The 18,706-nt window shown below is 73.6% G+C and carries 16 protein-coding genes; 7 read left to right on the top strand and 9 right to left on the bottom strand.

The features are described 5' to 3' along the window. The first annotated feature begins 121 nt into the window (after nucleotides 1–121). The gene (mycP, locus tag ACPFP2_RS10115) at nucleotides 122–1,375 is read left to right on the top strand and encodes a type VII secretion-associated serine protease mycosin (RefSeq protein WP_424088324.1); all 1,254 of its coding nucleotides are present in this window, start codon (nucleotides 122–124) and stop codon (nucleotides 1,373–1,375) included. A 63-nt stretch (nucleotides 1,376–1,438) separates the two neighbouring features. Here the strand turns inward: mycP and ACPFP2_RS10110 are convergent, their stop codons facing one another. Together ACPFP2_RS10110 and ACPFP2_RS10105 are read right to left on the bottom strand one after the other, a co-directional pair. After that, nucleotides 1,439–1,732, bottom strand: coding sequence for a WXG100 family type VII secretion target (locus ACPFP2_RS10110; RefSeq protein WP_424088323.1), 294 nt, complete (start codon nucleotides 1,730–1,732; stop codon nucleotides 1,439–1,441). Nucleotides 1,733–1,757: 25 nt separating this feature from the next. After that, complete coding sequence (locus ACPFP2_RS10105) at nucleotides 1,758–2,075, bottom strand: WXG100 family type VII secretion target (RefSeq protein WP_424088321.1); 318 nt, start codon at nucleotides 2,073–2,075, stop codon at nucleotides 1,758–1,760. Between the two features lie 293 nt (nucleotides 2,076–2,368). On the opposite strand from ACPFP2_RS10105, the gene eccE reads away from it, so the two are divergent. The 4 genes from eccE to rarD all read left to right on the top strand — a co-directional run bounded on the left by eccE (nucleotide 2,369) and on the right by rarD (nucleotide 6,187). Further along, nucleotides 2,369–4,192 (top strand): type VII secretion protein EccE, encoded by a 1,824-nt coding sequence (eccE, locus tag ACPFP2_RS10100; protein ID WP_424088319.1) that lies wholly within the window; start codon nucleotides 2,369–2,371, stop codon nucleotides 4,190–4,192. A 55-nt stretch (nucleotides 4,193–4,247) separates the two neighbouring features. Next, nucleotides 4,248–4,634, top strand: coding sequence for a phage holin family protein (locus tag ACPFP2_RS10095; RefSeq protein WP_424088317.1), 387 nt, complete (start codon nucleotides 4,248–4,250; stop codon nucleotides 4,632–4,634). 144 nt (nucleotides 4,635–4,778) lie between these two features. Beyond that, a complete protein-coding gene (locus tag ACPFP2_RS10090; protein WP_424088315.1) occupies nucleotides 4,779–5,270 on the top strand; it encodes a GNAT family N-acetyltransferase in 492 nt (163 codons plus the stop codon). Beyond that, entirely contained in the window at nucleotides 5,267–6,187 is a 921-nt protein-coding gene (gene rarD / locus ACPFP2_RS10085) for an EamA family transporter RarD (protein ID WP_424088313.1), read from the top strand. Before ACPFP2_RS10090 ends, rarD begins: the two co-directional genes overlap by 4 nt. Nucleotides 6,188–6,230: 43 nt before the next feature. On the opposite strand, the gene ACPFP2_RS10080 is transcribed toward rarD, so the two are convergent. Together ACPFP2_RS10080 and ACPFP2_RS10075 are read right to left on the bottom strand one after the other, a co-directional pair. After that, on the bottom strand, nucleotides 6,231–6,935 hold the full coding sequence (locus ACPFP2_RS10080; protein ID WP_424088311.1) for an anti-sigma factor family protein: 705 nt from the start codon (nucleotides 6,933–6,935) through the stop codon (nucleotides 6,231–6,233). Next, on the bottom strand, nucleotides 6,932–7,426 hold the full coding sequence (locus ACPFP2_RS10075) for a sigma-70 family RNA polymerase sigma factor (protein ID WP_424088634.1): 495 nt from the start codon (nucleotides 7,424–7,426) through the stop codon (nucleotides 6,932–6,934). The genes ACPFP2_RS10080 and ACPFP2_RS10075 overlap by 4 nt, the downstream gene beginning before the upstream one ends. 233 nt (nucleotides 7,427–7,659) lie before the next feature. Here ACPFP2_RS10075 and ACPFP2_RS10070 point away from each other — a divergent pair, with 233 nt between their 5' ends. After that, a complete protein-coding gene (locus tag ACPFP2_RS10070; protein WP_424088309.1) occupies nucleotides 7,660–9,786 on the top strand; it encodes a PhoX family protein in 2,127 nt (708 codons plus the stop codon). Between the two features lie 480 nt (nucleotides 9,787–10,266). On the opposite strand, the gene ACPFP2_RS10065 is transcribed toward ACPFP2_RS10070, so the two are convergent. Then, entirely contained in the window at nucleotides 10,267–11,049 is a 783-nt protein-coding gene (locus tag ACPFP2_RS10065; RefSeq protein ID WP_424088307.1) for an IclR family transcriptional regulator, read from the bottom strand. Nucleotides 11,050–11,205: 156 nt separating this feature from the next. Here ACPFP2_RS10065 and ACPFP2_RS10060 point away from each other — a divergent pair, with 156 nt between their 5' ends. After that, a complete protein-coding gene (locus ACPFP2_RS10060) occupies nucleotides 11,206–12,390 on the top strand; it encodes an MFS transporter (RefSeq protein WP_424088305.1) in 1,185 nt (394 codons plus the stop codon). Between the two features lie 30 nt (nucleotides 12,391–12,420). Here ACPFP2_RS10060 and ACPFP2_RS10055 read toward each other — a convergent pair whose 3' ends face one another. The 4 genes from ACPFP2_RS10055 to nuoL all read right to left on the bottom strand — a co-directional run bounded on the left by ACPFP2_RS10055 (nucleotide 12,421) and on the right by nuoL (nucleotide 18,699). Further along, nucleotides 12,421–13,506 carry a polyprenyl synthetase family protein gene (locus ACPFP2_RS10055; protein WP_424088303.1) on the bottom strand — a complete coding sequence of 362 codons (1,086 nt, stop codon included), beginning with the start codon at nucleotides 13,504–13,506 and terminating at the stop codon, nucleotides 12,421–12,423. A 90-nt stretch (nucleotides 13,507–13,596) separates the two neighbouring features. Then, on the bottom strand, nucleotides 13,597–15,150 hold the full coding sequence (gene nuoN / locus ACPFP2_RS10050; RefSeq protein ID WP_424088301.1) for an NADH-quinone oxidoreductase subunit NuoN: 1,554 nt from the start codon (nucleotides 15,148–15,150) through the stop codon (nucleotides 13,597–13,599). Continuing rightward, the gene (locus ACPFP2_RS10045) at nucleotides 15,147–16,679 is read right to left on the bottom strand and encodes an NADH-quinone oxidoreductase subunit M (protein ID WP_424088299.1); all 1,533 of its coding nucleotides are present in this window, start codon (nucleotides 16,677–16,679) and stop codon (nucleotides 15,147–15,149) included. Before ACPFP2_RS10045 ends, nuoN begins: the two co-directional genes overlap by 4 nt. Before the next feature lie 61 nt (nucleotides 16,680–16,740). Then, a complete protein-coding gene (gene nuoL / locus ACPFP2_RS10040; protein WP_424088297.1) occupies nucleotides 16,741–18,699 on the bottom strand; it encodes an NADH-quinone oxidoreductase subunit L in 1,959 nt (652 codons plus the stop codon). Nucleotides 18,700–18,706: the final 7 nt, after the last annotated feature.

The raw sequence follows: 18,706 nt of genomic DNA, 5'->3' as shown, positions 1-18,706 counted from the left end.
ATCGCGTACAACCTACAAGGTACGAACAAGATCACAATGGGTTGGACCGACGGCGGGCCGCCGCCGCGACCTCGGAGCGATAACATCCCGTTCCGGAGTCGACACGATACGGAGGCGGTCGATGTACCGGCCCAGCACGCGACCGGCCCTCGTGGCCCTGGCCGCAGCCCTGCTGACCGGGCTCCCGGCCGTCGCCGTGTCGTCGGTCACCCCGGCCGGCGCCGCCGTCCCGGCGCCCGTGGCGGCCCGCGCGGCCGCGCCCGGGTGCGCCGCCCCGCCCGCCCCGGCCCGCGCCGTCGCCGCTCTGCCCTGGGCCCAGCAACGGTACGCCCCGGAACGCCTCGCGCCCCTGGCCACCGGTGCCGGGGTCACCGTCGCGGTGATCGACTCCGGGGTGGACCGGCGGCACCCGCAACTGCGCGGTCAGGTGCTCGACGGGGCGGACTTCCTCGACCCGGGCGGCGACGGCAGCCGCGACTGCGCCGGTCACGGGACCGGGGTGGCCAGCATCATCGCGGCGGCCCCCGGCGACGGGGTCGCCTTCCAGGGGCTGGCGCCGCGGGCTCGCATCCTGCCGGTACGGGTCAGCGAGCAGCAGGTCGTCGAGGGGCGGGAGTCGGGGCGTACGGTCAGCGCGGCGGAGTTCGCCCGGGCCATCCGGTGGGCCGTGGACCACGACGCCGACGTGCTGAACCTCTCCGTGGTGCTGTACGCGGACGACCCGGCCGTCCGCGCGGCGGTCGGCTACGCGGTACGCCGGGACGTGGTGGTGGTGGCCGCCGCCGGCAACCTGCACGACAGCGGTGACCCCCGCCCGTACCCGGCCGCCTACGAGGGCGTGCTCGGGGTGGGGGCGATCGGCTCCGACGGCTCCCGGGCCGACTTCTCCCAGACCGGCCCGTACGTCGACCTGGTCGCGCCCGGCGGTGACGTGCTGATGGCCGCGCCGGGGCAGGGGCACCACCGGGCGGAGGGCACCAGCTACGCGGCACCCTTCGTGGCGGCCACGGCGGCGCTGATCCGGCAGTACCGGCCCGACCTGACCGCCGCACAGGTGGCGGAGCGCATCGTGAGCACCGCCGACCCGGCGCCCGGCGACCGTGGCAGCGGCGGGTACGGGGCCGGGGTGCTCAACCCGTACCGGGCGGTCGCCGACACCGGCTCGGGGCCGGTGGCGTACCGCCCGCCGGCCACCCTGCCGGCGGACCGTCCGGACCCGGCGCTGCTCGCCCGGTCGGATCGGCGGGCGGCGGCCCGGGACCGGGCGCTGCTGGTCGCCGGGATCACCGGCGCGGCGGTGGCGGCGGCGGTGCTGCTGGCGCTGGTGCTGCCGCGTGGCGTCCGGCGCGGCTGGCGCCCGGCCGGCCCGGCCTGACCCACCGGCTGCCGCCCGGTCGAGCCGCGCGGCGACCGTGGCACGGCCGCCGCGCGGCCGGTCTCACTGGAACAGGCCGACGTTCCTCTTCTCGGTGTTGAGGTAGTCGCCGGCGGAGTCGTCCACCGCGAGCTTGATGTCCCGCAGCATCGCCTGGAGGTCCTGCGAGGCGGAGCGCCACCGCGCCTGCCGCTGCTCGTACGCCTGCTGCGCCTCGCCGGCCCAGCTCGCCACCAGCGGGGCGGCGTCCCGTTCGAGCTGGCCGAGCTGCGAGTCGAGCGTGTTCAACGCCTTCTGGATGTCCGCGCCGGCCTGTTGCAGCGCGGCGAAGTTGACGACCAGCACACCGTTGTCCATCGGATGTCCTCCCCCTCGGGTGCGGTTACAGCGGCAGTTGGATGCCGCGGTGGGTGCCGGCGACCCGGCCGGCGGCCTCGGAGTCCGAGGCGTCGTACTGCTGGCCGGCGGTGCGGATCGCCGTGGCGGTCTCGCGCAGCGCCCGCTGCAACGCCGCCTGGTCCTGCGACCACTGCTGCTTGACCTGCTCGAACGAACGCCCACCGGCGCCCCGCCAGGCCTGCTGCAACACCTCCAGCTCGGCCAACAGGCCACTGAGCATGCTCTGCAGGGACTGGTCCACCTGCTCGAACTTCGCGGCGGTCTGCTGCATCACCGCGGCTTCTGCCTGGGTCTGGGACACCCGGACGTCACCTCGTCTCCTCGATCGTGGCGGGCCGTCGGCACGTCCACGGTGGACGTTGCGCCGGGTGGGTGCCCCGGCGCGCACGGTCAGCCGAACTCGTCGCTGACGGTAGCGGCCCGATCGCCGTCGTGCTACCCCCTCGCCCTCCCCTGTGGACAACCGGAGGAACCGCCGACCCTTACCATGGGTCACGCCGCCGTCGCGGTGCGGTCGCGTGAACGGCGTGACACCCCCGTCGCGGCCGGCACACCGGAGCCGAGAGGCCCGACACGTCGAGCGGAGGAGACGCGGTGACGGCGAGCACGACCGGACGGCCGGCCGGGGCGGTCCACCGCCAGCCGCTGCCGCCGCAGTGGCTCACGGCCGCCCGCCCGTCGACCGCCGTGCGCGCCGGTCAGGTGGTGGCCGCCCAGGTCGCGGTGGCGCTGGCCGTCGCGGCAACCGGCCGGGGCGCCGCGACGACCGGGCTCGCCCTGCTCGCCGCCGGCGCCCTGCTCGCCACGGCCTGGGTGCGCTGGCGGGGCCGGTGGCTCTTCGAGTGGCTGGGCACCGCCCTCGGCTACGCGACCCGGCGGCACGCCCTCGCCCCGACCGCCGGCCCGGACGCCCTGCTGGACCTGGTGCTCCCGGGCGCGGCGGTGCGCGCCGCCGAGCTGTCCGGCGAGCCCGCCGCCGTCGTCGACGACGCCACCGGGCTGACCGCCCTGCTCGAACTGGGCGATCCGGGCGACCTGCTCGGTGACGGCCGGCGTCCGCTGCCCGCGCCCGCCACGCTGCTCCCGTCGGCCGCACCCGACCACCCGCCGGTGCGGGTCCAACTCCTCCTGCACGCCGCCGCAGCGCCCGCGCCCGGCGCGGCGGGCGGCACGGCCGGGACGTCGTACCGGCAGTTGACCGAGGGGCGGCTGCCGGGCCAGGAGCGGGCCCTGCTGGCGGTCCGGGTGCTGCGGGTGGACGGCTGGTCCGACGAAGAGCTGCGACGCGCCCTCTCCGGCACCGTACGCCGGATCCTGCGCCGCCTCGGGCCGGCCGGCGGGCGTCCGCTCGGCGAGCACGCCGCGCTGCGCGTACTCGGGGAGCTGGCCCACCACGACGGCGGGCGGGCGACCCGGGAGACCTGGCAGACGGTTTCCTCCGGTGACCTGCTCCAGGCCGGCTTCCGGCTGACCCGCTGGCCCGACCCCCGGACCGACCTGGGCCGGCGGCTGGTGTCCCGGCTGCTGGCGCTGCCGGCGACCGCGACCAGCGTCGCGCTCTGCGCGGGTCCGCACGCCGGGGCCGATCCGGTCCCGGCGCCGGCCGAGCTGACGGTACGACTGACCGCCTGGACGACCGACGAGCTGGCGCTGGCCGCACAGGCGCTGCACCGGCTCGTCTCCGACGCCGGCGGTGAGGTGCGCCGGCTCGACGGCGAGCAGCTCGCCGGACTGGCCACCACCCTGCCGCTCGCGGTGGCCGGCGGCCCCGCTCCGCCCGGCCCCGAGCCGGAGCCGCTGGAACTGTCGATCGGCGGCGGGGGCCTGATGGTGGGCGCGAACCGGCACGGTGGGGCGGTGACCGTGCGGCTGTTCCGCGCCGAGGGCACCCGGCTGGTTCTCGTCGGCGGGGTACGTGCGGCGCAACTGCTGGTCCTGCGGGCGATGGCGCTGGGCGCACGGGTGGCGGTGCAGACCGGCCGACCCAGGGTGTGGGAACCGTTCGTGCGGGGTGTGGGCAGCACCGGGGGCGGGGTGGCGGTGCTGCCGCCCGGCCGTCCGGTGGGCGGCGCCCCCGGCTCCCCGCTGTGCCCGCTGCTGCTGGTGGTCGACGCCGGCGCGACGCCGATCGAGCCGACGCCGGGCCCGGCCTGGCGGGCCACCCTGGTGGTACGCGACGAGCTGACCGCGTCCGACGTGGACGTGCTGGGCCGGGCCGACCTGGCCGTGCTGCAACCGTTGGACGCGCAGGAGGCGGCGCTGGCCGGCACCGCGCTGGGGCTGGGCGGCTCGGCGGAGTGGCTGACCCGGATCCGGGACGACATGGTGGCGGTGGTGAACCGGCGGGCGCTGCGTTGGGCGCTGCTCTCCCCCACGCCGATCGAGTCGCAGCTGATCGGCCGGCCCGCGCGGCGCTGATTCCGCAGCCGCCGGAGGCTTCCCCGGCTGGATCTCGCGTGGCACCATCCCGGCCATGGGTTTTCTGAAGGGCCTTCTGATCCGGCTGGGTGCCACGGCCGTCGCGTTCTGGTTGGCGACGCTGCTCATCCCCGGCATCACCCTGGACTCCGACTCGGCGGTGGAGACGGTCAGCACGCTGCTGCTGGTCGCCGTGATCTTCGGCGTGGTCAACGCCGTGCTCCAACCGATCATCAAGACCGTCGGCTGCGGGCTGTACCTGCTGACCCTCGGGTTGATCGCGCTGGTGGTCAACGGCCTGCTCTTCCTGCTGACGAGTTGGATCGCCGACCAGGCCGGGCTGCCCTTCCACGTGGACAGCTTCTGGCCGGAGGCGGTGCTCGGCGCGCTCTTCGTCGGCATCGTGACCTGGATCCTCGGGGCCGTGCTCGACCGCGACTGAGCCACCGCCGCGCCGGTGCGGCCCGCTGCGACCGGGCAGCGGGCCGTGACGCGGGCCGGGCGGCCCGCCCACCGGCCGGGACGACGGCCAGCGGGCGGGAATTGGCCGGCGCGGCCGGCGGTCGGCCGGGCTAGCGTCGCCGGTGTGTTCACCCTGACCCGCGACGACGGCTACCTGCTCAGCACCGACCCGGACCGGATCGACCTGGACCGGGTGCACCACTGGCTCTGCACCGACGCGTACTGGGCGCTGGGGCGGAGCCGGGAGACCGTCGCACGCGCCTTCGCCGGCTCGATCCCGTACGGCGTGCACCGGGTGCCGGACGGCGGGCAGGTGGCGGTGGCCCGGGTGGTCACCGACGGGGCCACCTTCGCCTGGCTCTGCGACGTCTACGTCGCCCGCGAGGAGCGGGGGCGCGGCCTGGGCACCTGGCTGGCCACGGCCGTCCGGGACCACCTGGCCTCCCTCGGTGTGCACCGGATCCTGCTCGCCACCCTCGACGCGCACGGGGTGTACGCCCGGATCGGCTTCACCCCGGTCGCGCCGGAGCGCTGGATGGAGCTGGACCGGCGGCCGGTGAATCCGCTCACCGGAAAGGAGCAGAGCGGCTCACCGGCCCTTACGGTGGAGCGGTGAACCAGACCCGGCTCGGCTACCTCTACGGCCTCGGCGCGTACCTGATCTGGGGTTTCTTCCCGGTCTACCTCAAGCTGCTGCGCCCTGCCGGCGCGGTGGAGATCCTGGCGCACCGGATCGTCTGGTCGGTGGTCTTCGTCGCCCTGGTGCTGGCCGCGATGCGCAACGTCGGCTTCCTGCGCGCGCTGGCCCGCCGACCCCGTACCCTCGCCGGGATCGGCGCGGCGGCGGTGCTGATCGCGCTCAACTGGGGCACCTACATCTACGGGGTGAACTCCGACCGGGTGGTGGAGACCGCCCTCGGCTACTTCATCAACCCGCTGGTCGTGGTCCTGCTCGGCGTCTTCGTGCTCCGCGAGCGACTGCGCCCGGCGCAGTGGGCGGCGCTCGGCGTCGGCGCGCTGGCCGTCGCCGTGCTCACCGTCGACTACGGCCGGCTGCCGTACCTGGCGCTCACCCTGGCCTTCAGCTTCGCCGGCTACGGGCTGGTCAAGAAGCGGCTCGGGCTGCCCGCCGCCGAAGGGCTCTTCGTCGAGTCGGCGGTGCTGGCGCTGCCCGCCCTGGCGTACCTGGGCTGGCTCGCGTCCCGGGGCGCGGCCACGTTCGGGCAGGTGTCGGCCGGGCACACCGCGCTGCTGGTGCTGGCCGGGGCGGCCACCGCCGTCCCGCTGATGCTCTTCGCCGGCGCGGCCAACCGGCTGCCCCTCTCCGGGCTCGGCATGTTGCAGTACCTCGCCCCGATCCTCCAGCTCGGCTGCGGAGTGCTGATCTTCGACGAGCCGATGCCGCCGGCCCGGCTGGCCGGCTTCGCCCTGGTCTGGGTGGCGCTGGTGATCTTCACCGTGGACGCGCTGCACCGCGGCCGGCGTACCCGGGCCGCCGCCCGCGCCCTGGCGCCGGTCCCCGCCACCCGATGAGCCCCACCCGCGCCCGACGGACCGGCCGGGCGCGGGACGCGGGTCAGCGCACGTCGTAGCCGAGGACCGGGGTGCCGTCGGCGCGGATCAGCTCCAGCCGGACCAGTTCGGCGTCGGTGAACCGGGTCGCGCCGGTGAGGCGTACGTCGTCCCCGGGGCCGGCCAGCCACGAGGCGATCTGCTCCGTCGCGTCGTCCGGCCCGTACGCCACCAGCCGGAAGGTGTACGCCTTGCCGTAGCCGGCGGTCGCGTCGTACCCGCACCGCATGGTGATCTCGGTGCCCCACTCGGTCCCGGTCAGTCCGATCTCGGCGTGCACCGCGGGCGTCTTCGCCGACACCGGTTGCATGGCGACCATGCGGACCGCCTGCACGGTCGGCGCGGGCGCGGGGCCGGCCGGACGCAACGCGGTCGCCCCACCGAAGCCCACCACCAGCGCGAACGCGGCAGCGACCAGGGCGGTCACGGCGTACCGTCGGCGCGTGCGCGACCGGTCACGACGACGGCGGTCCCGGGCGGCGGCGAGCAGGTCGGGCACCCGGGTGGTCTCCGGCGGCGCGGGCAGGAACTCCTCCAGCGCGGCCGGGTCGAGCCGGCCCAGCAGCCCGGGGAGCACGGCGATCTCGGACACCGCCTCCCGGCAGGCCGCGCAGCCGGCGAGGTGCCGCTCGTACGCGGCACGGTCGGCCGGGGCGAGGGCGCCCAGCACGTACGCGCCGTCGTCGTGCGCGAACTCGCAGCGGGTCATCCGGTCACCCCCATCTCGGCCAGGACCAACCGTAGTGAGCGCAGCGCGTAGTGGGTGCGGGACTTGACCGTCCCCGGTGGCACGCCCAGTCGGGCAGCCGCCTCGGCCACCGATCGGCCCTGGTAGAAGCACTCGACCAGCACCTCCCGGTGGGTCGGGCTGAGCCGGTTCAGCGCCTCGGCCACGGTCCACGCCTCCACCGCGCGCTCCGCTTCGTCGACCGCCTCCGGCGGCTCGGGCAGGTCATCGGTGAACACCTCACCGACCCGGGTGGACCGACGCCGCCAGGCGTCGATCGCCAGGTTCCGGGCGGTGGTGAAGAGCCAGGCGCGCACCGATCCGCGTCGCGGGTCGAGCGACTCGGGATGGCGCCAGGCCCGCAGCAGGGTCTCCTGCACCAGGTCCTCCGCCCGCGTCCGGTCGCCGTTGACCAGCCGGAGCGCGTGCGCGAACAGCGCCTCCGCGTGCTCGTCGTGCAGGGCGCGCAGCAGTTGGGCGTCGTGGTCGCTGATGGTGATCCCCTCGCTCTCCGCGGCGAGTCGGGCGGGTGGGTGTTCGTCCGTGGATACGCGCGGTGACCCGGATCGGTTCACCGCGACAGCTGTTCACACCTCGTTCACGCTCAATCCGAGGGCCGCTCACCGCGTCCTGGCAGCGTCCGGCCGGTACGCACGCCGATCAGCGATCCGCGTGCCACCGAACCTTTGCTTCCAGGAGGCACCCCATGAGCGACCGACCCCGGCTGCTCCCGTTGCTGGGCACCACCCGCCACGGCAGCCGTGACGCGATGACCTGTCTGTACCGGTGCGGCAACGCCTGCGACCACCCTGTCCCCAACACCTCCGACAACGCGTACTTCGGTGACGTGGTCTCCGCCGAGGTCAGCCGGCGCGGTGTGGTCCGGGCCGGCGCGGTCGGCGCGCTGGTGCTCGGCTTCGGCGGCGCGGCGGCCGGCGCGCTGGCCGGCGCGGCCCCGGCCGCCGCCGCGCCCGCCGCTCCGGTGGTGCCGGAGGCGGCCGGCTTCGGCCGCCCGCGGCCGGGCACCGGCAGCGGCGCGCTGACCTTCAGCCCGATCCCGCCGAACCAGCTCGACACCCTGGTCGTCCCCAACGGGTACGACCACGCGGTGGTCATCCGCTGGGGCGACCCGGTCGTCCCGGGCGCGCCGGCGTTCGACCTGCGCGGCCAGACCGCCGCCGCGCAGTCGAAGCAGTTCGGCTACAACAACGACTTCGTCGGGGTGCTGCCGCTGGACCGGGGCGGCCGGCGGGCGCTGCTCGTGGTCAACCACGAGTACACCAACGAGGACCTGATGTTCCCCGGCTTCACCACGATGGACGCGCTCACCGTGGAACAGCTGCGGGTGGCCATGGCCGCGCACGGCATGTCCGTGGTGGAACTGGAGCGGGTCGACGGCACCGGGCAGTGGCGTCCGGTCGCGAACGGCCGGCGGCCGTACAACCGGCGGGTGACCGCGCTGGCCACGAAGTTCGAGCTGACCGGCCCGGCCGCCGGCTCGGCCCTGCTGCGTACGGCCGCCGACCCGAAGGGCCGCACGGTCGTCGGCACGCTGAACAACTGCGCCGGCGGGGTCACCCCGTGGGGCACCGTGCTCTCCGGCGAGGAGAACTTCAACCAGTACTTCGTCGGCGGCGACGCCGCGCCGGAGGAGCTGAAGCCGAAGCTGGCCCGGTACGGCATCACCACCACCGCGCGGTACCCGGGCGGCAGCCGGAAGTGGGAGCGGGCCGACGAGCGCTTCGACCTGGCGAAGCACCCCAACGAGGCGCACCGGTTCGGCTGGGTCGTGGAGATCGACCCGTACGACCCGGAGAGCCGGCCGCGCAAGCACACCGCGCTGGGCCGGTTCAAGCACGAGGGCGCGAACGTCATCGTGGCGAAGAACGGGCACGTGGTCGCGTACATGGGCGACGACGAGCGCTTCGACTACCTGTACAAGTTCGTCTCCGACAAGAAGTTCCTGCCGGGCGACTCGTGGGTGGCGCGCAAGCACAACCTGACCCTGCTGGAGTCGGGCACGCTCTACGTGGCGAAGATCGAGCAGACCAGCGCCGCCGAGATCGACGGTTCGGGCAAGCTCCCGGCCGACGGGGCGTTCGACGGCCGGGGCCGCTGGATCAAGCTGGTCAGCGGCAACCGCTCGTACGTCGAGGGGATGACCGCCGCGGATGTGCTGACCTTCACCCGGCTCGCCGGCGACAAGGTCGGCGCGACCAAGATGGACCGGCCGGAGGACGTCGAGCCGAGCCTGCTCACCGGCAAGGTGTACGTGGCGCTGACCAACAACACCGACCGCGGCAAGCCCGGCAAGGCCCCGGCCGACGAGGCCAACCCGCGCAACCTCAACAAGCACGGGCAGGTCCTGGAACTGGTCGAGGACCGGGGCGACAACACGGCCGAGACCTTCGCCTGGTCGCTGCCGATCGTCGCCGGCGACCCGACCGACCCGTCGACCTACTTCGCCGGGTACGACAAGACCAAGGTCTCGCCGATCTCCTGCCCGGACAACGTCGCCTTCGACGCCACCGGCAACCTCTGGATCTCCACCGACGGCAACGCGCTGGGCAGCAACGACGGCCTCTTCGCCACCGCCGTCGAGGGGCCGGAGCGCGGCCACCTCAAGCAGTTCCTCACCGTGCCGATCGGCGCGGAGGCCTGCGGTCCGTTCATCACCGGCGACCGCCGCTCGGTCTTCGTCGCGGTGCAGCACCCCGGCGAGGTCACCGGCGCGACGGTGGACAGCCCGGTGTCGACCTGGCCGGACGGCGACTACGCCAAGCCGGGCGTGGTGGTCACCTGGCGTCTGGACGGCGGCCCGATCGGCAGCTGACGTTTTCCTCGGTGGTCCGGCGCTGGACCACCGGTCGAAGGGCCCCGCTCCCCGCCAGGGACGGGGCCCTTCCGGCGTCGACCCGGCGTCGACCCGGCGTCGACCCGGCGTCGACCCGGCACGGAGCAGCCGCTCGCCGGCTCGGTCGCCGGGCGGACCGGCGCGGGCGACTCGGCGGGTGTGCGACGGCCGGCTGGGCGGCTGGGCTGGGCGGCTGCTACAGACCTGATGGCACAGATGGATCACCCGCCACGCCGGACGCATCTGACGGGAAGCCTGTGCAGACGATGCGACAAACTTCCTGCCGACCGGGATGGTCCCGGCATCCGCCGCCGGCAGTGGTGCTGCCGCCTGCTCTTCGTCCGCACCGCGCCGCGCCAGTTTGCCGCACCACGCTGATCCATCTGTGCGATCAGGTCTGTAGCGGGCAACCAGGCACCCCGGGCGGCCCAGATGACGACGACGCGCCGCTCGTCGGGGTCAGCTCTCCGTGGCGATGCCGTCGGCGACGGAGCGGGCGACCGTCAGCAGCTTGGCCCGGACCACCCGGGCGGAGGTCATCATCTCGCTGGCCGGCAGCGCGCAGGCCAGCACCACGCGGCGCTCGATGTCCTTGTCCGGGGTGACCAGCACCGCCGCGCAGGCCACCCCCTGCCGGAACTGGCCCAGCTCCAACTGCATGCCGCGCCGGTCCCCCGCGGCCAGGTCGGCCTCGAACGCCTCGGGGCTGGTCAGGGTGGCCGCCGTGAACGGGCGCATGCCGTACTCGCGCAGGTAACGGAAACGCTGCTCGGCGGTGAGGGTGGCGAGCAGGCCCTTGCCGAGGGCGGTGGCGTGCGCCCCCTCGTCGAAGCCGGGGACCAGGTCCTCCAGGTACGGCGAGCGCGGACCCTCGGCGACCGCCGTGACGGCCACCTGCCCGCCCACGAAGCGGCCCAGGTAGTGGCTCCAGCCGGTGTCGACGGCGGCCCGGCGCAGGGTCTCACCGACCACCGGCGGCCCCCGGAACGCGGTCACCAGTTCCCGGTACCGGTCGGCCACCTCCAGCCCCACGATGTAGGTGCCGTCCTCCCGGCGGATCACGTAGCCCTCGTAGGCGAGGGTCCGGACCAGGTGGTACGTGGTGGCGACGGTCAGTTCGCACCGCCGGGCGATCTGCTTGACGGTCAGGCCCTTCGGGGCACGACCGACCGACTCGAGCACGCGTAGCGCGCGGGAGACGCTCCGGATCAGGTCCGAAGGCTCCGCCAGGGGGTCGCGCACAACCACCTCCGCAGCCGGGGACTTACACCATATGAAAAACAGCCCGGGGACGGAACGCCCGTTCGGGTCGAGGATGGCAGATCAGCCCGTACGTGGCGTGTATCGCTCCGACACGCCGGGTCGTCGTGAGCCGGGCTCACGTAGGTTGGCGGAACCATGACCGGAACCGCCCTCGACCCCTCGCCGAGCCGGCCCGCGGTGCCTCCGCTGCGCGCCGGGGCCGGCGCCGTCGCGACCACCATCGCCTCCGTGCTGCCGGTGTTCCTGGTCGGCGGCCTGGCCGTGCAGATGGGGGACGACCTCGGCTTCTCCCCCGCCGGGCTGGGGCTGGCCGTCTCCGTCTACTTCGGCGTCAGCGCGTTGGCGTCGGTCCCCTCCGGCCGCCTCGTCGAGCGGTACGGCGCGGCCGTGGTCGGCCGCGCCGGCATCCTGCTGGCCGCCGGCTGCCTGCTCGCCATCGCGGTGCTCGCCCGCTCGTACCCGGCGCTGGTGATCCTGCTGGGGCTGAGCGCCGCCGCCAACGCGCTCGGCCAGCTCGCCAGCAACGCCGCGCTGGCCCGGCACGTGCCGGCCCGCCGACAGGGCCTCTCCTTCGGGGTGAAGCAGGCGGCGATCCCGGCCTCCACGCTGCTCGCCGGCGCGGCCGTGCCCACCATCGCGCTCACCGCCGGGTGGCGCTGGGCGTTCGCGGCGGCCGCCGTCGCCGCACTGGCCGCCCTGCCCGCCGTACCCCCGGGGGAGGCCCGGCCGGCGGCACGGGCCGCCGGGACGCGCGGCGGGCGCGCCAGCACGGCCCTGGTGGTCGTCGGGGTGGCCGCGACGCTCGCGGCGGCGGCGGCCAACGCGCTGGGCACCTTCCTGGTCGACTCCGCGGCGGCCCGGGGCCTCGCGCCCGGACTGGCCGGCCTCACCCTCACCCTGGGCAGCGCGGTCTGCGTGACCGCCCGGGTCGCCGGGGGCTGGCTGGCCGACCGGCGGGCCGAGGGGCACGTCGCGGTGATCGCCGGGATGCTGGTCGTCGGGGCCGTGGGGCTGGGCCTGCTGGCCGTGGCCGGCGCGGTGCCGCTGACGGTGGGCGTGGTGCTCGGCTTCGGTCTGGGCTGGGCCTGGCCGGGGCTGATGAACTTCGCCGTGGTCAGGCTGCATCCGCAGGCGCCCGCCGCCGCCACCTCGATCACCCAGACCGGGGTGTACGCGGGCGGCTGCCTCGGCCCGTTGGGCCTCGGCGCCACCGCCGCCGCCTTCGGCTACCCGGTGATGTGGCTGACCGCCGCCGTGGCGATGCTGGCCGCCGCCGCGTTCATGCTGCTCGGCAGCCGGATGCTCACCGCCAGGAACTGACCGTCCGGGCCGGGACGCGCCGCCGGTCGGTCAGCCGGTGCGGTCGGCGATGTGGTCGCAGAGGGATTCGAGGGCGCGGCGGGCCGGGCCCTGCGGCAGCGGGGCGAGCTGTGCCCTGGCGTCCTCGGCGTAGCTGCGGACGGTCTCCCGGGCCCGCTTCAGCGCCGGGCTCTCCCGGAGCAGGCCGAGCGCCTCGGCGTGCAGCGCGTCGTCGACCAACGGGCCGGTCGCCAGGATCTCGCGCAGCCGCACCGAGGCCGCGTCGGAGTCGTCCGACGCCCGGGCGTAGAGCACCGGCAGGGTCGGCACGCCCTCCCGCAGGTCGGTGCCGGGCGTCTTGCCCGACTGCACCGACTCGCTGGCGATGTCGAGCAGGTCGTCGGAGAGCTGGAAGGCCACCCCGATCGTCTCGCCGTACCCGGCGAGGGCCTCGGTGTGCTCGACGGTCGCGCCGCTGAACAGGCCGCCGAAGCGGGCCGAGGTGGCGATCAGCGAGCCGGTCTTCTCCGCGATCACGTTCAGGTAGTGCGCGACCGGGTCCTCGCCGGCACGGGGGCCGACGGTCTCGGCGATCTGACCGTGGACCAGTCGGGCGAAGGTGCGCGCCTGGAGGCGGACCGCCTCCGGGCCGAGTTCGGCGGAGATGTCCGCCGCCCGGGCGAAGAGGTAGTCGCCGACCAGGATGGCCACCGAGTTCGTCCAGCGGGAGTTGGCGCTCGGCGCGCCCCGCCGCACGGCCGCCTCGTCCATCACGTCGTCGTGGTAGAGCGTCGCCAGGTGGGTGAGCTCCATCACCACCGCGGCCGGGACGACCTGCGCGGCGGCCGGATCACCGAACTGGGCGCCCAGCGCCACCAGCATCGGCCGGAATCGCTTGCCGCCGGCCTCCACCAGGTGCCGCGCGGCCTCGGTGACGAACGGGTCGGCGCTGGCCACGCTGGCCCGCAGGTCGACCTCGACGGAGTCGAGCAGACCCAGCACGGAGGCCTCGACGCGCGGGTCGGCGAGGTAGACGCCGAGCGCGCCGATCTGACTCGTGCCCGCCCGGCCCCGACGACCGCCGGAGCCGACGACGCCTGAACCCTCGCCAGCCGGAATCACCACGCCATCAACCATGCCACACCCGTTCGACCTGCTCCGGGGCGGGGATACCGGCGCGGGGCCGGTGCGCCACCGCGCCCCGGCCCCGCATCCGGAAAAAGTGGATCATCTGACGAACGCTGCGGCGTCCGTCGCCAGGTCGAGCAGCGGGGCCGGGACCACGCCGAGGACCAGGGTGGCCACCACGCCGATCATCAGCGCGGTGGCGGTCAGGCCACCCGGCACGGTGACCGTCGGGGTGCTCTCGCCCGGCTCGGAGAGCCACATCATCACCACGACCCGCAGGTACGGGAAGGCCAGCACCATGCTGGTCAGCACGCCCGCCACCACCAGCCAGGCGTGGCCGGCCTCCAGCGCCGGGCCGAAGACCGCGAACTTGCTGGTGAAGCCGCTGGTCAGCGGGATCCCGGCGAAGGCCAGCAGGATGAAGGTGAAGATGCCGGCGTAGAACGGCGAGCGGCGACCCAGTCCGGCCCAGCGGGACAGGTGGGTGGCCTCCCCGTCCGCGTCGCGCACCAGGGTCACCACGGCGAACGCGGCCAGCACCGAGAAGCCGTACGCGGCCAGGTAGAACATCGTGCCGGAGATGCCCGCGCCGCTCGGGGCGAGCACACCGACCAGCAGGTAGCCGGCGTTGGCGATCGACGAGTACGCCAGCAGCCGCTTGATGTCGGTCTGGGTGACCGCCAGCACCGCGCCGACCAGCATGGTGAGCACCGCCACCGCGCCGATGACCGGGGTGAAGTCCCAGGCCGCGTCGGCGAACGCCACGTGGAAGACCCGCAGCAGGGCGCCGAAGGCGGCGACCTTGGTGCAGGCCGCCATGAAGCTGGTGACCGGCGTCGGGGCGCCCTGGTAGACGTCCGGCGTCCAGACGTGGAACGGCGCCGCGGCGGCCTTGAAGAGCAGGCCGATGGCGACCAGTGCCATGCCGGCGAAGAGCAGCACCTCGCTGGCCGGCGACTCCTTGACGGCGGCGTGCACGGTGGCGAGGTCGACGCCGGCCGCCCGGCCCGGGATCCCGGCGGTGAAGCCGTAGATCAGCGCCACACCGAACAGGAAGAACGCCGAGGCGTACGCGCCGAGCAGGAAGTACTTCATCGCCGCCTCCTGGCTCAGCAGCCGCCGGCGGCGGGCCAGCGCGCAGAGCAGGTAGAGCGGCAGGGAGAAGACCTCCAGCGCGATGAACATGGTCAGCAGGTCGTTCGCCGCCACGAAGATCAGCATGCCGCCGATCGCGAAGGTGGTCAGCGGGTACACCTCGGTGGCCCCGTTGCTCCCCTCCGCCTGCCGCCGGTCGTCGGCCGACTCGGCGGTCACCGCGGCCTGGGCGACGAACGCCCCGCCCCGCTCCACCGAGCGCTCACCGATCAGCAGCAGCGACATCGCGGCGAGCACCAGGATGGCGCCCTGGAGGAAGAGCGCCGGGCCGTCGATGGCGATCGCCCCGCCGATGGTGATCAGCCGGTCGCCGGCGCCCCGCACCACCATCACCAGCGCGGCCAGCACCGCCGCCAGAGCGAGCGACAGCTGCGCCAGGTGCCGGCTGCGGCGCGGCACGAAGGCCTCCACCAGCACGCCGAGCAGGGCGGCGCCCAGCATGATCAGGATGGGAGCGAGCGCCGCGTAGTCGATCGACGGCAGTTTCAGCTCGGTCACTTCGCAGCCTCCTGGACGCTGCCGACCTCAGGGGCGGGATCGGTCTTGCCGACGTCCTGCATGGTCGCCTGGACGGCGGGGTTGATGACATCGGTGACCGGCTTCGGGTAGAAGCCGAGCAGCACGATCAGGGCGATCAGCGGAGCGACCACGACCTTCTCGCGCAGGCTGAGGTCCCGGCGCATGGGCTCAATCTCGGTCAGCTCCGGGTTGAGCGTGCCCTGGGTGGTCCGCTGGATCATCCACAGCACGTACGCGGCGGCCAGGATGATGCCGAGCGTGGCGATCACCGCGACCGGCTTGTTCACCGTGAAGGTGCCGATCAGCACCAGGAACTCGGAGACGAAGGGCGCCGTGCCGGGCAGCGCCAGCGAGGCCAGACCGGCGAAGAAGAGCACGCCGGCCAGGAGCGGGACCAGCTTGCCCGCGCCGCCGAAGTCCTTGATCAGCGCCGAGCCACGGCGGGCGATCAGCATGCCCACGACCAGGAAGAGCAGGCCGGTGGCGAGGCCGTGGTTGAGCATGTAGAGCACCGCGCCGGTGCCGGCCTGGGTGGTGAAGGCGAAGATGCCGACCCCGATGAAGCCGAAGTGGGCGATCGAGGTGTACGACACCAGCCGCTTCAGGTCGGACTGGCCGACCGCGAGCAGCGCCGCGTAGATGATGCCGATCAGGCCCAACGCCAGCGCCCACGGGGCGAACCACTTCGACGCCTCCGGGAACAGCGGCAGGCAGTACCGCAGGATGCCGAAGGTGCCGACCTTGTCCAGCACGCCGACCAGCAGCGCGGCGGCGCCCGCCGGGGCGGCGCCACCGGCGTCCGGCAGCCAGGTGTGGAACGGGAAGAACGGTGCCTTGATGGCGAAGGCGAGGAAGAAGCCGAGGAACAGCCAGCGCTCGGTGCCGGTGGAGATGTCCACCTGGGTCAGCGCCTGCCAGTCGAAGGTCTTCCCGCCGACCACCCAGAGGCCGATCACCGCGGCGAGCATGAACAGACCGCCGACGAGCGAGTAGAGGAAGAACTTCACCGCCGCGTACTGCCGCTGGTGGCCGCCGTAGCTGCCGATCAGGAAGTACATCGGCACCAGCATGACCTCGAAGAACACGTAGAACAGGAAGACGTCGGCGGCGGCGAAGACGCCGATCATCGTGCTCTCGAGGATGAGCAGCAGGGCGAAGTAGACCGGCACGGAGCGCTTCGACGCCTCCGCGTCGTGCCAGGACGCCAGGATCACCAGCGGCACCAGCACCGCGATCAGCATCAGCATGACCAGCGCGATGCCGTCGGCGGCGAAGGTGAAGTTGACACCCCAGGTCGGGATCCACGGGTACGACTCACGGAACTGGAGCCGGTCGCCGTCGACCTGGAACGAGACCCACATGACCACGGAGAGCACCAGCACCAGCAGCGACCAGGCGAGGGCCACCTGCTTGGCCAGCTCGGGCCGCCGCCGTGGCAGGAAGGCCACGACCAGGGCGCCGACCAGCGGCGCCACGGTGAGCACCGAGAGGAACGGGAAGTCGGACATTATGCGGCCTTACCTCCGTCGTCACTGCGCGGTCCGCCGGCGACGGCCGCCTGAAGGTCGATCACGCCAACCACCCCGCCTGGACGGCCAGGAACGCGGCCACCACGAGCAGCGCGCCGGTGAGGATGGACGTCGCGTACGACCGGACGAAGCCGGTCTGCAGCCGCCGGAGCCGGCCGGAGCCGCCGCCCACCGCTGCGGCCAGGCCGTTGACCAGACCGTCGACGCCCCGGTTGTCGAGGAAGACCAGCGCCCGGGTGAGGAAGATGCCCGGCTTCTCGAAGACCGCCTCGTTGAAGGCGTCGGTGTAGAGGTTGCGCCGGGCGGCGGTGACCAGCACGCCCGCCGGCTGCGGCGCGGTGGCCGTGCCGTTGCGGAACAGCATCCAGGCGAGCCCGGCGCCGAGCACCGTGACCAGCAGCGAGAGCACGGTGATGACGGTGTGCGACAGGACCGCCTCGTGCCCCTCCTCCTGCGCACCGAGCCCGGCGGTGGCGGTCAGCCAGTCCGGTACGGAGGTGGCCAGCAGGAAGCCGGCGCCCACCGAGCCGATCGCCAGCAGGATCAGCGGAATGGTCATCAGCTTCGGCGACTCGTGCGGGTGCTCGATCTCCTCGGTCCAGCGCTTCGGGCCGTGGAAGGTGAGCACGAAGAGCCGGGTCATGTAGAAGGCGGTCAGCCCGGCGCCGAGCAGCGCCGCGCCGCCGAACAGCCAGGCCGTCCAGCCTTCCCGCTCGAACGCCGCCACGATGATCGGCTCCTTGGAGAAGAAGCCGGAGAAGGGGAACATGCCGATGATGGCGAGCCAGCCCATCATGAAGGTCAACCAGGTGACCTTCATGTACTTCGACAGCCCGCCGAAGCGGCGGATGTCCACCTGGTCGTTCATGCCGTGCATGACCGAGCCGGCCCCGAGGAACATGTTGGCCTTGAAGAAGCCGTGCGCCAGCAGGTGCACGATCGCCAGCGCGTACGCCGCGCCGCCCAGGCCGACGCCGAGGAACATGTAGCCGATCTGACTCACCGTCGACCAGGCCAGCACCCGCTTGATGTCGTCCTTGGCCGCGCCGATGAGGCAGCCCATCAGCAGCGTGATCGCGCCGACGCTGACCACGACGAGCTGGAGGGTGGAGTTGGCCGAGAAGACCGGGTTGGAGCGGGCGATCAGGTAGACGCCCGCGGTCACCATCGTGGCGGCGTGGATGAGCGCCGACACCGGGGTCGGGCCCTCCATCGCGTCCGGCAGCCAGGCCTGGAGCGGGAACTGGCCGGACTTGCCGGCCGCGCCGAGCAGCAGGAGCAGGCCCAGCACCAGCACGGTGCCGCCGGTCAGCGCGCCGACGCCGTTGAAGACCTCGTCGTACTGGGTGGTGCCGAGGGTGGCGAACATGATGAAGATGCCGATCGCCAGGCCGGCGTCGCCGACCCGGTTCATCAGGAACGCCTTCTTGCCGGCGGTGGCCGCGCTCGGCCGCCCGTACCAGAAGGAGATCAGCAGGTACGACGCCAGACCGACGCCCTCCCAGCCGAAGTAGAGCATCACGTAGTTGTTGCCGAGCACCAGCAGCAGCATCGCGGCGACGAAGAGGTTGAAGTAGGCGAAGAACCGTCGCCGGCCCTCGTCGTGCGCCATGTACTCGACCGCGTAGAGGTGGATCAGGAAACCCACCCCGGTGATCAGCAGGACGAAGACCGCGGCCAGCGGGTCGAAGAGCAGACCGAAGTCGACCCGCAGGTCGCCGACCGTGATGAAGTCCCAGAGGCTCAGCTCGACCGACTTGTTCTCCAGGCCGCGGAGCTGGAAGAAGTAGCTCAGCCCGAGCACGAACGCGGCACCGATGGCGGCCACGCCGAGCCAGTGCCCCCAGCGGTCGGCCCGCCGGCCGAGCAGCAGCAGGATCGCCGCGCTGACCAGCGGGATCGCCACCAGCAGCCAGACGCTGCTCAGCAGACCTCCGGCCGGAGCGTAGGCGACGGTGCCGGCCGGCTCGGCCTGGGCGTACGTCAGGATCTCATCCACCGCAGGG

Origin of the sequence: Micromonospora citrea (assembly GCF_049629545.1) — a bacterium.
GTDB classification, from domain to species: domain Bacteria; phylum Actinomycetota; class Actinomycetes; order Mycobacteriales; family Micromonosporaceae; genus Micromonospora; species Micromonospora citrea_A.
The sequence above is the reverse complement of the archived record's forward strand: the minus strand, read 5'-3'. Positions and strand labels throughout refer to the sequence as shown.